This window comes from Salipiger sp. IMCC34102, assembly GCF_004145405.1.
Taxonomy (GTDB): domain Bacteria; phylum Pseudomonadota; class Alphaproteobacteria; order Rhodobacterales; family Rhodobacteraceae; genus Loktanella.
This window is the reverse complement of the sequence record NZ_SELQ01000002.1, coordinates 683,852-698,492: the sequence shown is the minus strand read 5'-3', so window position 1 is coordinate 698,492 and position 14,641 is coordinate 683,852. Positions and strand designations below refer to the sequence as shown.

Genomic DNA, 14,641 nt, shown 5'->3' with positions numbered 1-14,641 from the left:
GCTTGCGGCATAGATCGGCGCACTTCGCGCCGGCCTCATGCTCGGCCAGGATGCCGATGATCTGATCGTCCGTGAATCTCGTTCGCTTCATTGTCCGTCCTCAGGTTGGGCCGGACTCTAATCGACGGTGGAGGAAAAATCCCGTGGCAGGTCATTCTCACTCTCGAGCGCCTTCAGCCGCCGGAGTGCCCCCACTGAATTGGTCCACTTGCTGGGATAGAATTATTCCGGTTTCAGTAGGACGACGAGATGGCAGGCAAACGCGAGAAGCCTGAGGATATTGTGCTGAAGCTGTGACAGGATGAACTATTGCAAGAGCAAGGGAGCTCGGTTCAGGAAGCCGTTCGGCAGATTGGTGTGACGGTCCTGACCTTTTATCGGTGGCCCAAGCAATATGGGGGCATGAGCCGTGAGCAGCTCAAGCGGCTGAAAGAACTGGAGGCCGAGAACACCCGGCTCCGTCGCGCTGTGTCAGATTTGAGGCTGGACAAGATGATCCTCGCGGAGGCTGCAAGGGGAACCGCAGGAACCGATCGTCCGCATCGTCGGTTCCAATACGTTTTGATACGAGGGCAGACAGGAATGCGCTGACAGAGACGCAGATTGGCTTCCGGGATTGACTTGGCAGGAGGGTCATCGTGCGGCCCGACTCATCGCGGCGCGGGTCGCTACCCGGAACGCCGAGCACTTCGCTGGTCTGCCATCACGCGCCAAGCGATGGCGGAAGCCTCGCTACTGACCTGGAGCCTAAACTGAAAGGAAGCGATGAGATGAGAACCCTTTCGGTTAACGCGCGCGGAAAGAGATTGCGCGCAGCGGTCTGCAAGGAACGGGATCGACTGCGCGAAAGCGAGAATCTCAATCTATCAATCGGCTAGACCGCTGCGCGGCTGATTTGTCGTGGCCTCGGCACTGAAGACGCCGATCGCAACGGCCCGAGAAGCACGAGAGCGTCGAAATGACGGCGCGCACACGGGCCTGACTGCGGCGGCTTCGTTATCGACGGCGTGGTCCTAATTCTCTTAACTGGAATGCCCCGTTCTTCGGTCTCCGGTGAAGTTCGAATTGCGCGGTGGGCCGTCCCCTGCCGCGCATAGTTCAGGGCTAGCGGCCTGAACCGCGCCTCCGGTGTTCATCGCCGGGGACGTACTTCTATCGTTCAACGGTCAAGCGTCGACCATGAGAAACAAGCAAAATTGCAGGGGTGGAACGAAGGATGGAACGATAGTTTCTGGAAATCAGAAATTCCCTTAAATCCCAATACTCAGGGGAAACCCGTGGCAGCCCGTAGGGGAATCGAACCCCTCTTTCCAGGTTGAAAACCTGGCGTCCTAACCGATAGACGAACGGGCCACGCTTGGGTAGGGGCCTTCTAGGCAAAGCCCGGGGGGGGAGCAAGAGCGATTTTGCGCCTGCGCGGGAAAAATTTCAGCCGGCGGGGGCGGCGTCCTCCAGACGCAGTTGCGGCTGGGTGCGGCCTTGCCAGCTGTTGACCTCCAACCGTCCTGCAAGATGGAAACGCGCGCCGTCGTGACCTGCCAGCGCCCGGCCCATCGCGCCGTCCATCGCTCCGAAGGCGATGGCGTCGATGCGCGCCCCCTGGCCGTCGCCGAAGGTGATCTTGAGGTGGCCCGTGCCCACCGGCTTTGCGAAGAGGATCCGGCAGTCCGGGAAGGCGAATCGCGGTGCGGGGGCGCCGGCGCCGAAGGGACCGGCGCGGTCGAGGTTCTCGATCAACTCCACCGTGGCCGCGCCGGGCATGAGTGCGGCGTCGAGCGCAAGGTCCGAGGGGCCCATCGCGCCGGCCCCCTGCCGGTCGAGCAATTCGGCGATGCGGGCCATCGCCCCCTCGATCCGGTCCTCGGCCACGGTCAGACCCGCCGCCATCTTGTGACCGCCGCCTTTCAGCAGGTGCCCTTCGGCGACGGCGCGCTGGATCACGGCACCAAGGTCGATCCCGCCGACCGACCGGCCCGAACCCTTGCCGATACCGTCCTCCAGCCCGATGACGATGGCGGGGCGGTTCGCCGCTTCCTTGAGGCGCGCGGCGACGATGCCGACGACGCCCGGGTGCCAGCCCGCACCCGCCGCCCAGACCAGTGGCGAATCGAGGCCCCGCGCCTCCGCCTGGGCGAGGGCCGCCTCGCGGACCCGCGCCTCGATCTCGCGCCGTTCGGTGTTGAGCGCGTCCAGCCGTTCGGCCAGGGCCGCCGCCTCGAGCGGGTCGGCGGTGGACAGCAGGCGCGCGCCCAGATCAGCGGCACCGATTCGGCCGCCCGCGTTGACCCGGGGCCCCAGCAGGAAGCCCAGGTGATAGGCGGTGGGTGCCCGGTCGAGACCCGCGACATCCGACAGCGCCACAAGCCCGATCCGGTCGCGCCGCGCCATGACGGAGAGACCCTGGCGCACCAGCGCACGGTTCACGCCGGTGAGCGGGGCCACGTCCGCCACCGTGGCCAGCGCCACGAGGTCGAGCATGGCCATCAGGTCGGGACCGCGCGTCTCCTTTGCCTTCAGGCGACGGTTCACCTCCACCAGCATCAGGAACACGACCGATGCTGCGCACAGATGTCCCAGCGCGCCGTCCTCGTCCGCGCGGTTGGGGTTCACGACCGCCAGGGCAGGCGGCAGCGTCTCGGCGCCGAGGTGATGGTCCAGGACCAGGACATCGGCGCACTTGGCCGCGGCGATCGGTCCGTGCGAAAGCGTGCCGCAGTCGACGCAGACGATCAGGTCGTGATCCCGTGCCAGCTCGGCCATCGCCGCGTCGTTGGGCCCGTAGCCCTCGTCGATCCGGTCGGGGATGTAGAGCGTCGCCTGCCGACCCATCGCGCGCAGCCACACCAGCAGCAGCGCGGCGGAGGCGCCGCCGTCCACGTCGTAATCGGCAAAGACCGCGATCCGCTCCCGCCGCTCCACCGCCGCCAGGAACCGTGCGGCGGCCGTTTCCATGTCGCGCAAGGACCGCGGGTCCGGCAAAAGGTCGCGCAGCTTGGGTTCGAGGAAACCCGCCGCCTCCTCCGGCGGGACGCCGCGCCGCACCAGCGTCCTGCAGAGGGGAGCGGGCAAGCGGGTGGCCTGCTCCATCGCTTCGGCCAGCCGGTCCTCGCCCGCGTCGGGCCCGACCCAGCGCCGCCCGGTCAGCGACTCCTCCACCCCCAGGAACGCCAGTTTGCCGCCCACGCCCGATCCTCGCCTTCGTCAGAAATTGCTCCGGGATGCCGCAGCCCCCCGGATTCGCGGCACCCTAGACGCGCCTGCACCGGCCCATCAACCCCGCGCCCCCCGCGAGGGGCGCGCCCATCTTCATCTGGCCGGATAAACTCCCGCCGGAGGCATCGGGCCGCAGGCCCGACCTGCGTCCTTCGAATGGCGCCATGTCCGACCTTTCCGTGCGGCGAAGTCGTCCAAAGGACGCGCCCCTTCGGGTGGTCCAACCCGGCCTGGTCCGATCCGGTCCGCGCGCAGCGCCGGTCTCACTTCACCGGGTTGCGATACCGCATGTGCCGCACGGACCCCGTCTTGGAGCGCATCAGCACCGTCTCGGCCGTGACGAACCCCGGTTCGCGCTTGATGCCGGGCAGCAGGCTGCCGTCGGTGACCCCTGTCGCGGCGAAGATCACGTCCTGGGTCACCATGTCATCGCGGGTATAGACGCGGTCAAAATGGGTGATCCCGGCCTTGGTGGCCCGGCCGCGCTCGTCGTCGTTCCGGAACATCAGCCGCCCGAAGATCTGCCCGCCCATGCACTTGAGCGCCGCCGCGGCCAGCACCCCCTCGGGCGCGCCGCCGGAGCCCATGTACATGTCCACGCCTGTCCGCGCGGCATCCGCGCAATGCATCACGCCAGCTACGTCACCGTCGGTGATCAGCCGGATCGCGGCCCCGGTGGAGCGCAGTTCTTCCAGCATGTCCTCGTGGCGGGGGCGTTCGAGGACGCAGACGGTGATATCCTTGGTGGAACATCCCTTGGCCGCGGCAAGGGCCGAGACCCGCTCCGCGGGGGACATGTCCAGCGTGACGACCCCGGTCTTGAAACCCGGCCCGATGGCCAGCTTGTCCATGTAGACGTCGGGCGCATGCAGCATCGATCCGCGCGGGCCCATGGCGATCACGGCCAGCGCATTGGGCATGTCCTTGGCGGTCAGAGTGGTGCCTTCCAGCGGATCGAGCGCGATATCCACGCCGGGGCCGTTGCCGGTGCCCACGTCCTCGCCGATGTAGAGCATGGGCGCCTCGTCGCGTTCGCCTTCGCCGATGACGACCGTGCCCGCGATATCCAGCGCATTGAGCTGGCGGCGCATGGCGTCGACCGCGGCCTGGTCCGCGGCCTTCTCGTCACCGCGGCCGATCAGCGGGGCGCAGGCGATGGCAGCGGCTTCCGAGACCCGCGCGAGGCCCAAAGACAGGGTGCGGTCGTTGAAATCGGGGTAGGTGGGCATGGGGCGCGATCCTCAAGGTTGTTCGCCCCTTGCCCTAGCGGGCGGCACGGGGCGAAGGAACCCTGTAAGCGCTAACGGTTCAGACCGCCTCGATCCGGATCGCGACGGGGGGGGCCGTGACCACGCCGGTGCCTTCAAAACGGGCAACCGCTTCATCGAGCGCCGTGCGCGTGGTCCGGTGGGTGACGATCAGGACCGGGGCCGCGGTGTCGGCGTGGTCGTACTGGCGCATCCGGTCGATGCTGACGCCCGCGTCACCCAGGATCGTCGCGACCTTGGCCAGCGCGCCGGGCTTGTCGAGCAGCTTCAACCGCAGGTAGTAGGGGGCAGGGACGGCCCCTTGCGCGGGGCGGGCCTTGCGCAGGCTCGATGCGGGCTGACCGAAGGTCGACACCCTGAGCCCGCGTGCAAGGTCCATCACGTCGCCCATCACGGCACTGGCGGTCGGTCCTTCGCCAGCACCCGCGCCGCGCATCACGATCTGGCCCACGGCGTCGCCTTCCAGCATCACCATGTTCGTCCCCCCCGCAAGCTGACCCAAGGGCGAGGTATCGGGCACCAGGCAGGGCTGCATCCGCTGCTCCAGCCCGCGGCCCGACATCTGCGCCACGCCCAGAAGCTTGATCTTGTAGCCCATGTCGGCGGCCTGACGGATGTCGTCGATGGTGACGGAGCCGATGCCTTCCAGCGCCACGCCATCGAAGTTCACCTGCGTGCCGAAGGCGATGGACGCCAGAAGTGCCAGCTTGTGGGCCGCGTCGATGCCGCCCACGTCGAGCTCCGGGTCGGCTTCGAGGTATCCCAGCCCGTTGGCCTCGTCGAAGACCTCCTGGTAGGTCAGGCCCGCGTCCTCCATCCGGGTCAGGATGTAGTTGCAGCTGCCGTTCATGACGCCGACGATGCGTGTGATCTCGTTGGCGGCCAAGCCTTCGGTCAGTGTCTTCACCACCGGGATGCCGCCCGCGACGGCGGCCTCGAAGCGGATGACGCGGCCTGCCGCCTCGGCGGCTTCCGCCAGCGCCTGCCCGTGGATCGCAAGGAGCGCCTTGTTGGCGCTGACCACGTCCTTTCCGGCCGCGAGCGCCGCCTCGGTGGTGTCCTTGGCGGGGCCGTCGTGGCCGCCCATCACCTCGATTACCACGTCGACGTCGTCGCGCCCGGCCAGATCGACCGGATCGTCTTCCCACGCATAGGCGGAAAGGTCGACGCCGCGGTCCTTGCCCTTCGACCGGGCCGAGACGGCGGTGATCTGCACCGGGCGGCCCGCGCGGGCGGCCAGAAGCTCGGCGTGGGACTGCACGATCCGCACGATGCCCACGCCGACGGTGCCAAGACCGGCCAGTCCGATGCGAAGGGGGTCAGTCATGGGAGGGGCTCCGGGCTCGAGATGCGTTGCGCGCCTGTTAGCGAAGTCGGACCCTTACCGCAACGCGGCATCGCCCGCGCCTTCGCGCATCCGGTCGCGCAGGGCGGGATCCACGACCGGGGGACGCAGCGCCGCGGCCCGGTCGCGCAGGTTGCCGGCTTGCGCCGAGAGTTGCGGTCCGGCGGCGGCGCGGGACGGAGACTGTCCGGTCCCGGCGCGGCCACGCAGACCACTGGCCCGGGCGGAGAGATCGGCGCCGGTGCGGTCTGTGACGCGGCCGGGTGCCGCCGCCGCGTCCAGCAGGGGTGCGATCGGTTGTAGCTCCGGGAAGGGCGCGTCCGATTGCGCCGCCTCGCGCAGTTGCGGGGGCAGATCGTCGGGCGGGGCACAGGCGGCAAGGATCAGGACAAGGGCGAAGGCACGCATCGGGGCTCCGAACAGAAGACGGGGGTCAGCATAGGGAGTTGTCGTTGCCTGCGATACCGCTTTCGCAAGGAGTGCCGTCGCAGGCGGCACCCGTCCGCGTGTCGGTCGCCCGGACCGTGCCCGCCTGAGACTATCGCGAACCTGTGTCGTCGCCGCAGCCCCGTGGAACCGCAATGGGCAAACTACGATCTGCACGCCCAATGACCGCGAGACGCAGGAGACGCGGCGCCACGAGATCGCCAGCGCGAGAGGCGCGGCTGGCACACCCCCCCGACCCACCTCAGCACAGGTCGCGCGAGGGATCCGAGGGCGTGTTGTTGAAGCAGACCTTCACGTGACGCGGCCCCGCGAAGGTAAAGGCGTTGAACTTCGTCTCGTTCAAGCCGATGTCGAACGGCTGTTCATAGTCGATCTGGGTCTCGACCACGATCAGCCGATCCTCGTTCGCCATCACCGGCAGGCGCGGCAGGTAGTCCGCCATGTCGGCGTCGGCAAGCGGCGACAGCGCGCCGCCCCGCACCTCGGACCAGACGACGTGGAAATGCGGCTCGACCTCCCGGCTTTCGTCGACCTCGTCGCGGGTGTGGTAGCGCAGCAGGGAGATCCGCAAGTCGGGCGTCTTGTCGTGCAGGTTCACGAGCTTCTGCAGTGCCCAGGCGCTGTCGATATATGTGTCGTCCACCACGTCCCGTTCGCGGCTGAGCATGTCGGCCACGGTTATCGCGGCCTTCAGGTCGAGCGACTGTGACCGCTGCGCGTCGAAGAGGACCAGCATCCCGAAGGCCGCGAAGGAAAGGATCGGCGTCATCAGAAGTAGCTCGAGCGTGACCGACCCCTCCTCGGAGGCGCAGCGGCTCAGCATCCGGCGCATCCAGCCCCTCACTGGAACGGCTCCAGCACGTAGGCCATCGTCGACGTCAGCGCGTAGGACCCGCCGCTGACCTTCGGGATTTCCCGGCCAAGTCCCGCACCCGGGATGATCGGATCGAACAGCACGCAGGCGCGCAGAACCATGAGTTCGTTGTTCCTGCCGTTGGCCAGGGTGATCTCGGGCGGGTTGTCCTCCTCGCGGTCGCGGCAGACGATCCGGGTCGGCTGCGCGGTCCAGGCGCGCGGGTCGGCCACGGTCATCTCGAGGCGGACGTCGTTGGCGCAGGACGGGATGATCAGCGCGTAGTCGCAAAGCCGCTCGCTAAGGGTCGCGTGGTCGGGGTTGCGCAGGATGCCCACGCGCACGTCGCGGATCGTCAGGTCCATGGCGCGGTCCAGCATGACCTGCCGGATCGAGTGCATGCCCGATTCGATCGAGGCGAAGAAGAACATGAAGAAGACCGGGACGACGATCACGAACTCCAGCGTGCTGTTGCCACTTTCGTCGCGCGACAGGCGCCGCAGGGCGCGGCGCAGAAAGGGCAGGGGCCGGATCACTGGGTGAGCCTCAGCGCGGTGATCTGGCTGGAGATCTGCTCGAAGATCGCATCGAGGTTCGCACCCGTGGACTTGAAGAACAGGCTGGGTTCGGTGGCGCAGTTGCGCATTTCCGTCCGGCCCGCCTCGGCGGTGCTGGAATTGTCCTCCCCGGTCACCGAGATCGCGTAGATCTTGATGCCCGCGTCCTTGGCCGCGTCGCACATCGACCGCATCCAGGCGACGGCGTCGCTGGCGCTATATTTCTGGTAGACGTAATTCGAAGCGTTCCCTTCGAGCCGATATTCCAAGGCGTAGGGCAGGTTGTGGTAGGCGAAGTATTCCAGCTCGCTCGGCGTATCTTTCCATCGCGGGAAAAGCCTCTGGGATTGCGAGTTTTCCCCGTCGGTCACGAGGATCAGGTACTTGGCCGTGGCCGTCTCCCCGGAATTGCGGGACACGTCGTAGTCGTTCGGACGGTTCGCGAAGGCGGGATCGCGGGCCGTGTCCGGCAAGGCCGCGATGGCCGGGCGCATCGACGGGTCGAGCAGCGCCGCCCCCCATTTCAGCCCCTGGAAGATCGAGGTGCCGCCCCGTGGCTGCAGCGCGTTGATCTGGGTCTTCAAAGCAGTCGCGTTCTGGCTGAACAACGTGACCCGTTCGGCATCGAAACGGGGGCAGACGGGCTGATCCAGGTTACGGTTGTTGCGATCGCGATCGTAGAGGAAGCCGTAGGAGTTCGTCTGGATCGGCTCCGTCTGATCATAGGTTTTCGCAAGGTCAATCGATGCGCTGGCGTAGTCGGTGGTATCGAACTCGACGCAATGCGAATAATCGTGCCGGTGGTTGGTATTCAACTGATCGAACAGGTCGGGGCCGATGTTTACCTGCTCCGAGTAGGGCACGATCGAAACCGACATCCGGTTGGAATTTCCCGCGCTCAGCAGGTCGTCGACGAATTGATTTGCCGCCGTCTGCAGCAGCTGGATCCGGCGTTTCCCGGTATTGCCCACGACCTCGTACATCGAACCTGAAATGTCGAGCACGAGGGACACTTCGGTTTCTGTCACGCCCTCGATCGCGGTCGAGACGGAGGTGGCGCGCAGGGGATTGTCGTCGCCGAAGACGTAACGCCCCAAGGTGCGGTTGAAGAAGTAGGTCGGCACGTCGACGTGACCCGAAGCCTCCACCTCGCGGCTGCCACCCACGGGCGTGACGCGGGGCGCGTCACTGAGATTCGCGGCGGCACCGGCCTTGGCGAAATAATCGTAGATCAGGTCCGACGGGTCGAGTTGCTGCTTGAGGTTCGCCGCCGCCAGAACGGCCTGGTCGGTGACGTTCTGCAACTCGGACCGGCGCGATTCGAAGCGCATGAGGTCCACCGCCATGCCGCCGAGCACGATCATCGGGATGAGCAGGATCAGCGTCAACGCGATCAATGCCCCGTCCTCGTCCCGCGCGAAAGCATTCAGACGACCGCGCAGCAGGCGGGTCATGCTGGTCTGGCGCGGTGGGCGGGCGGGATCGATCAAGGGTCGGCTTTCAAGTTGCAATACAGGCGTCGCGTCCGCGGTCGGACGGGTGCAGGATGGTTTCACCAGCCGTGCGTGGCGAAAGTTTGACGCTGACGTGGCCGCATCGCCCGGATCGGCGTCAATTGGGTTGGGCGGGCTCAAATTTCGGGCTAGCGTTTGCGCAACGCCGATTTGGCGCAGACAAACCAAGGAGCGGGAAGATGGCAGAGCAGGACAGCAAGACGCAGGAGCCGAGCTTTCGCGAATCCGTCGACATCATGTTCAATCGGGCGGTGAAGCTGATGGATCTCTCGCCCGGGCTCGAGGAGAAGATCCGCGTCTGCAACGCTACCTACGTGGTGCGTTTCGGCGTGCGCCTGCGCGGTGCGATCCACACCTTCACCGGCTACCGCGCCGTGCACTCCGAGCACATGGAGCCGGTGAAGGGCGGCATCCGGTACGCGCTCGCCGTCCACCAGGACGAGGTCGAGGCGCTGGCCGCGCTGATGACCTACAAGTGCGCCTTGGTCGATGCGCCCTACGGCGGCTCCAAGGGGGGGCTTTGCATCAACCCGCGCGACTGGGACGAACACGAGCTGGAACAGATCACCCGTCGCTTCGCCTACGAATTGATCAAGCGCGACATGATCAACCCCGCCCAGAACGTACCCGCGCCCGACATGGGCACGGGAGAGCGCGAGATGGCCTGGATCGCCGACCAGTACAAACGGATGAACACCACCGATATCAACGGCGCGGCCTGCGTGACCGGCAAACCGCTGAACGCGGGCGGCATCGCCGGGCGGACCGAGGCCACCGGGCGCGGCGTGCAATACGCCCTGCGCGAGTTCTTCCGCCACCCCCAGGACGCGGCGAAGGCCGGCCTGGAAGGAACGCTGGAAGGCAAGCGGATCATCGTGCAGGGTCTTGGCAACGTGGGTTATCACGCCGCCAAGTTCTTGTCCGAAGAGGACGGCGCGAAGATCACCGGGATCATCGAACACGACGGATCGCTCTACGACGAGAAGGGTCTCGACGTCGAGGACGTGCGCGCGCACATCGTGGCGAACGGCGGGGTGAGCGGCTACGCCGGTGCCAAGCACGACCCGCAGGGCGCGACGCTGCTCGAGCATGAATGCGACATCCTGATCCCCGCCGCGCTCGAAGGGGTCATCAACATGACCAACGCCGAGCGCATCAAGGCCCCGCTGATCATCGAGGCCGCAAACGGTCCCACCACCGCCGGTGCCGACGAGATCCTGCGCAAGAAGGGCTGCGTCATCATCCCCGACATGTATGCCAACGCCGGCGGCGTGACGGTCAGCTACTTCGAATGGGTCAAGAACCTGTCCCACATCCGCTTCGGCCGGATGCAGCGCCGCGCGGAAGAGGCGCGCCATCAGCTGATCGTGGAAGAGCTCGAACGCCTGGATGACATGCTCGAGCATCGCTGGTCGATGACGCCGAACTTCAAGGAGAAATACCTGCGCGGGGCCGACGAGCTGGAACTCGTGCGCTCGGGGCTCGACGACACGATGCGCACCGCCTACCAGCAGATGGCCCAGGTCTGGCGCGAACGCGACGACGTCGAGGATCTGCGCACGGCGGCCTACCTCGTGTCGATCCGCAAGGTCGCGGACAGCTACCGCGCGAAAGGCCTGTGATCGTGGGCGGGCGGTCCTCGTGGACCTGAGCTTCGCCTGTCGCTGCGGCGCGCTGTCGGGCACCCTGGAAGAGGCGGATGCCTCCGACGGACGCAAGATGGTGTGCTACTGCCGCGACTGCCGGGCGGCGGCGCGCCACTTCGGCGTCCTGGACGCGCTGGAGCCGGGCGGCGGCTCGCCGCTCGTGCAGGTCCTGCCCGCCCGTCTGAAGATCGCGCAAGGCGCGGACAAGCTGGGCTGCCTCCGCCTGTCGCCCAAGGGCCTGCACCGGTGGCATGCGACCTGCTGCGGCACGCCGGTGGCCAATACCATCGGCGCCGCGGCCTTCCCGCTCGCGGGCATCTGGCTTCCGCTCTTGTCGGATCGGGATGGCATACCCGGCAGGACCGCGCAGGTCTTCACCAAGCAGGCCCGGCCCCGTGCGCAGGCGCCGCGCCGCGATCGCGGCGTGTTCTGGGTGGCGGGCGGGATCGCGTCTCGCGGGATCGGCGCGCTGCGGGACGGACGCTTGCGCGCGGGGCCGTTCTTCACCGACGACGGCGAACCGGTGGCCGTGCCGCACGTTCTGACGACCGACGAAAGGCGCGCCGCCTACGCAAAATGACCGCAGCACCCGGGCGTTTTCGCAGCGCAAGGCCGAACGGAACGCGGGATAAGGACGGGACTTGCGTTGTCCTCAGGTCCAGTCCGCGCGACCGGTGCCCACGGCATCGGCGACGCTTGTGAAGCCGTCGCGGGCGAGCAGCGCGTCGAGGCCGTGGGCGATCTCGCGCACAAGCGACAGCCCGCCGTAGACCAGCGCCGTGTAAAGCTGCACGGCAGAAGCGCCCGCGCGGATCTTGGCATAGGCCTGCTCGGCGCTGGAGACACCGCCGACCCCTATGATCGGCAGCGTGGTCAGCGACGACAACCGGGCCAGCACCGCCGTCGAGCGCTCGAAGAGCGGTTGGCCCGACAGCCCCCCGGCCTCCGCCCGGTGCGGGCCGCGCAGGCCGTCGCGGGCGAGGGTGGTGTTGGTCGCCATCAGCCCCGCGATGTGAGAGGCGCCCGCGACTTCGGCCACGTCCTCGATCTCGGAGGGGGTCAGGTCGGGGGCGATCTTGAGGAAGACCGGCACCGGACGCGCGAGACGGGCATTCGCCTCCGCCACGCCGGCCAGAAGGGCGGTGAGGGCCGCCTTGCCTTGCAGGTCCCGTAGTTTCTCGGTGTTGGGCGACGAGACGTTGACCGTGGCAAAATCGACGGCCGGCCCGCAGTGCGTCAGCACCCGGGCGAAATCGCCGGCGCGGTCGCGGGAGGTCTTGTTGGCGCCAAGGTTCAGGCCGACGATGCCGGGGTGACCCGTCAGGCGGCTTGCGATGACCTCCATCCCGTCGTTGTTGAAGCCGAAGCGGTTGATCGCGGCACGATCGTCGCCAAGGCGGAAGAGGCGCGGGCGCGGATTGCCGGGCTGGGGCAGGGGGGTCGCGGCACCCACCTCGATGAAGCCGAAACCCGCCCGGGACAGCGGTGCGACGGCGGTGGCGTTCTTGTCGAAGCCCGCGGCAAGCCCGATGGGGTTGGGCAAAGCGAGCCCCGCGAGCCGCGTGCGTAACCGGTCCGAGGTGACGGGCCCGCCCCTCGGCCCGAGCCCCGCGCGCAGCGCCGCGAGCGCCAGCCCATGCGCGCGTTCCGGCTCGAGGCCATGCAGGATCCGCAGACCGATGGCGTCGAGCCGGCTCACAGGTCGGCCGGGAACCGGTGCAGCCCGTCCACCAGCGGCAGCGGCTTGTGCCAGCTTACGTCGTCCATGCGCAGCGGCCGGTAGAGATGCGGGAAGTCCTCGCCCCCGCGAGAGGCCTCCCACCTCAGATCCTCGCCCAGATGCTCGGTCTCGCAGGCGACGAGCACCAGGCCCTCGGCGTCCGCGAAATGCTTGAGGGCCGTCTCCTCCACCTGGGTGGCGGTCGAGAAGTGCACGAAGCCGTCGGCCAGGTCGACCGGCGCGCCCAAGGTAGAGCCGTCGGCCACCAGCGCGTCCCATTCGGGGGTGTGGAATATCTTGTAGATCAGCATGATCCGTCTTTGCCGAGTGCCGCGAGATTAATCAAGGGCGCCGGTTCGCGCCGCCGTCATACGACCTTCATTTGACAGGGTCGGATCGCGCCGCCAAGGTTGCGAAGAGATTCAGAAAATGGGGATATCCATGATTGCTCGCATTCTATCGACCACCTGCGCCATGGCGCTGACCGCCGGTGCGGCGCAGGCGGACTACAGCCTGACCATCCTGCACACCAACGACTTCCACGACCGGTTCGAGCCGATCAACGCCTACGACAGCACCTGCCCGGCCGAGGACAACGAGGCGGGCGAATGCTTCGGCGGCATCGCGCGGATGGTCACGGCGATCACGGATGCGCGCGAGGCAGCCGCGGGCGACGTGCTGCTGCTGGATGCGGGCGACCAGTTCCAGGGATCGCTCTTCTTCACGCGCTACGGCGGCGAGCTTGCGGCCGAGTTCATGACCCAGCTCGACTATGACGCCATGGCCGTGGGCAACCATGAATTCGACAATGGCCCCGAAGGCCTGGCCGAATTCCTCGACATGGTCGAATTCCCGGTCCTGTCGGCCAACATCGACGTCAGCCAGAACGACCGCCTGTCGGGCAACGTGCCCAAGAGCGTGACGCTCGACACCGACGGCGGCGAACAGATCGGCATCGTCTCGGTGCTGGCCGAGGATACGCCCGAAACCTCGTCCCCCGGCGACGACGTGATCTTCTCGTCCATCGTGGACGGCGCGCAGGCCGAGATCGACGCCCTGACGGAGGCGGGCGTGAACAAGATCGTCCTGCTGACCCACGTCGGGCTGAACGCCGACAAGCGGCTGGCGGCGGAGCTGACCGGCGTCGACATGATCATCGGCGGCCACTCGCACACGCTGCTGGGCGACATGGAAGGCGCGGAAGGTCCCTATCCCACGGTCGAGAACGACGTGCCGATCTTCCAAGCCTACGCCTACGGCAAGTATCTGGGCGAGATCGACGTGACCTTCGACGACGCGGGCGAGGTGACCGAGATCTCGGGCACGCCGATGTTGCTCGACGCCTCCGTCGCGGAAGACGAGGACACCCTCGCGCGGGTGTCGGAACTGGCCGGACCGCTCGACGAGATCCGCAGCCAGGTCATCGGCGAGGCGACCGACGTGATCGAAGGCAACCGCGACGTCTGCCGCGCGATGGAATGCTCGGGCGGCAACCTCGTGGCCGACGCGATGCTCGACCGTGTGGCCGACCAGGGCATCCAGATCGCGATCGCGAACTCCGGCGGGATCCGCGCCAGCATCGACGCGGGTGAAGTGACGCAAGGCGAAGTGCTGACGGTGCTGCCGTTCCAGAACACCCTGTCCACCTTCGAGGTGACGGGCCAGACGATGGTCGACGCGCTGGAAAACGGCGTGAGCCAGATCGAGGACGGCGCCGGCCGCTTCCCGCAGGTCGCGGGCATGAGCTTCACCGTCGACACCTCCGCCGAGCCGGGCAACCGGATCTCGGACGTGATGGTCGGCGGCGAGCCGATCGACCTCGAGGCGACCTACGGTGTGGCCTCCAACAACTACGTGCGCAACGGTGGTGACGGCTACGAGATGTTCGAGGACGCGGAGAACGCCTACGACTTCGGCCCCGACCTGGCCGACGTGGTGGCCGAATACATCGCCGAGAACGGGCCCTATACGCCCTACACCGACGGTCGTATCACCATGAACTGATCCGGCTTTCGCTGGACGACGCAAGGCGCGCGGGAGCGATCCCGCGCGCTTTTTCGTGGCCGGGCAGGGGATGG

13 protein-coding genes, 1 tRNA gene and 1 pseudogene are annotated in these 14,641 nt (G+C 67.3%); 4 read left to right on the top strand and 11 right to left on the bottom strand.

All coding sequences use genetic code 11. From position 1 onward, the window contains the following. The coding region (locus EU805_RS17415; RefSeq protein WP_165351907.1) for a transposase at positions 1-91 on the bottom strand (91 nt) is incomplete at its 3' end. A gap of 218 nt (positions 92-309) precedes the next feature. On the opposite strand from EU805_RS17415, the pseudogene EU805_RS07735 reads away from it, so the two are divergent. Further along, a pseudogene (locus EU805_RS07735) lies at positions 310-519 on the top strand (transposase); the annotation flags it as partial. A 759-nt stretch (positions 520-1,278) separates the two neighbouring features. Here the strand turns inward: EU805_RS07735 and EU805_RS07730 are convergent. From EU805_RS07730 to EU805_RS07695, 8 genes are all read right to left on the bottom strand, one after another. Next, positions 1,279-1,353 (bottom strand) — tRNA-Glu (locus tag EU805_RS07730). Positions 1,354-1,428: 75 nt separating this feature from the next. After that, entirely contained in the window at positions 1,429-3,171 is a 1,743-nt protein-coding gene (recJ, locus tag EU805_RS07725; RefSeq protein WP_129763404.1) for a single-stranded-DNA-specific exonuclease RecJ, read from the bottom strand. Positions 3,172-3,476: 305 nt separating this feature from the next. After that, a complete protein-coding gene (glpX, locus tag EU805_RS07720) occupies positions 3,477-4,442 on the bottom strand; it encodes a class II fructose-bisphosphatase (protein WP_129763357.1) in 966 nt (321 codons plus the stop codon). 79 nt (positions 4,443-4,521) lie between these two features. Then, a complete protein-coding gene (locus tag EU805_RS07715) occupies positions 4,522-5,808 on the bottom strand; it encodes a homoserine dehydrogenase (protein WP_129763356.1) in 1,287 nt (428 codons plus the stop codon). A gap of 54 nt (positions 5,809-5,862) precedes the next feature. Next, a complete protein-coding gene (locus tag EU805_RS07710; protein ID WP_129763355.1) occupies positions 5,863-6,234 on the bottom strand; it encodes a hypothetical protein in 372 nt (123 codons plus the stop codon). A 280-nt stretch (positions 6,235-6,514) separates the two neighbouring features. Next, complete coding sequence (locus EU805_RS07705) at positions 6,515-7,117, bottom strand: TadE/TadG family type IV pilus assembly protein (RefSeq protein ID WP_129763354.1); 603 nt, start codon at positions 7,115-7,117, stop codon at positions 6,515-6,517. Continuing rightward, positions 7,114-7,662 carry a TadE/TadG family type IV pilus assembly protein gene (locus tag EU805_RS07700; protein WP_165351906.1) on the bottom strand — a complete coding sequence of 183 codons (549 nt, stop codon included), beginning with the start codon at positions 7,660-7,662 and terminating at the stop codon, positions 7,114-7,116. Before EU805_RS07700 ends, EU805_RS07705 begins: the two co-directional genes overlap by 4 nt. Beyond that, positions 7,659-9,173, bottom strand: coding sequence for a pilus assembly protein (locus EU805_RS07695; protein ID WP_129763352.1), 1,515 nt, complete (start codon positions 9,171-9,173; stop codon positions 7,659-7,661). The genes EU805_RS07700 and EU805_RS07695 overlap by 4 nt, the downstream gene beginning before the upstream one ends. 203 nt (positions 9,174-9,376) lie before the next feature. On the opposite strand from EU805_RS07695, the gene EU805_RS07690 reads away from it, so the two are divergent. Together EU805_RS07690 and EU805_RS07685 are read left to right on the top strand one after the other, a co-directional pair. After that, positions 9,377-10,819, top strand: a complete 1,443-nt coding sequence (locus EU805_RS07690; RefSeq protein ID WP_129763351.1) for a Glu/Leu/Phe/Val dehydrogenase — start codon at positions 9,377-9,379, stop codon at positions 10,817-10,819. Positions 10,820-10,838: 19 nt separating this feature from the next. Further along, the gene (locus tag EU805_RS07685) at positions 10,839-11,423 is read left to right on the top strand and encodes a DUF6151 family protein (protein WP_129763350.1); all 585 of its coding nucleotides are present in this window, start codon (positions 10,839-10,841) and stop codon (positions 11,421-11,423) included. A gap of 72 nt (positions 11,424-11,495) precedes the next feature. Here EU805_RS07685 and EU805_RS07680 read toward each other — a convergent pair whose 3' ends face one another. Both EU805_RS07680 and EU805_RS07675 read right to left on the bottom strand, forming a co-directional pair. Then, positions 11,496-12,542 (bottom strand): quinone-dependent dihydroorotate dehydrogenase, encoded by a 1,047-nt coding sequence (locus EU805_RS07680; RefSeq protein ID WP_129763349.1) that lies wholly within the window; start codon positions 12,540-12,542, stop codon positions 11,496-11,498. After that, positions 12,539-12,874 carry a DUF952 domain-containing protein gene (locus tag EU805_RS07675; RefSeq protein WP_129763348.1) on the bottom strand — a complete coding sequence of 112 codons (336 nt, stop codon included), beginning with the start codon at positions 12,872-12,874 and terminating at the stop codon, positions 12,539-12,541. The genes EU805_RS07680 and EU805_RS07675 overlap by 4 nt, the downstream gene beginning before the upstream one ends. A gap of 130 nt (positions 12,875-13,004) precedes the next feature. On the opposite strand from EU805_RS07675, the gene EU805_RS07670 reads away from it, so the two are divergent. After that, complete coding sequence (locus EU805_RS07670) at positions 13,005-14,567, top strand: bifunctional UDP-sugar hydrolase/5'-nucleotidase (RefSeq protein ID WP_129763347.1); 1,563 nt, start codon at positions 13,005-13,007, stop codon at positions 14,565-14,567. Positions 14,568-14,641: the final 74 nt, after the last annotated feature.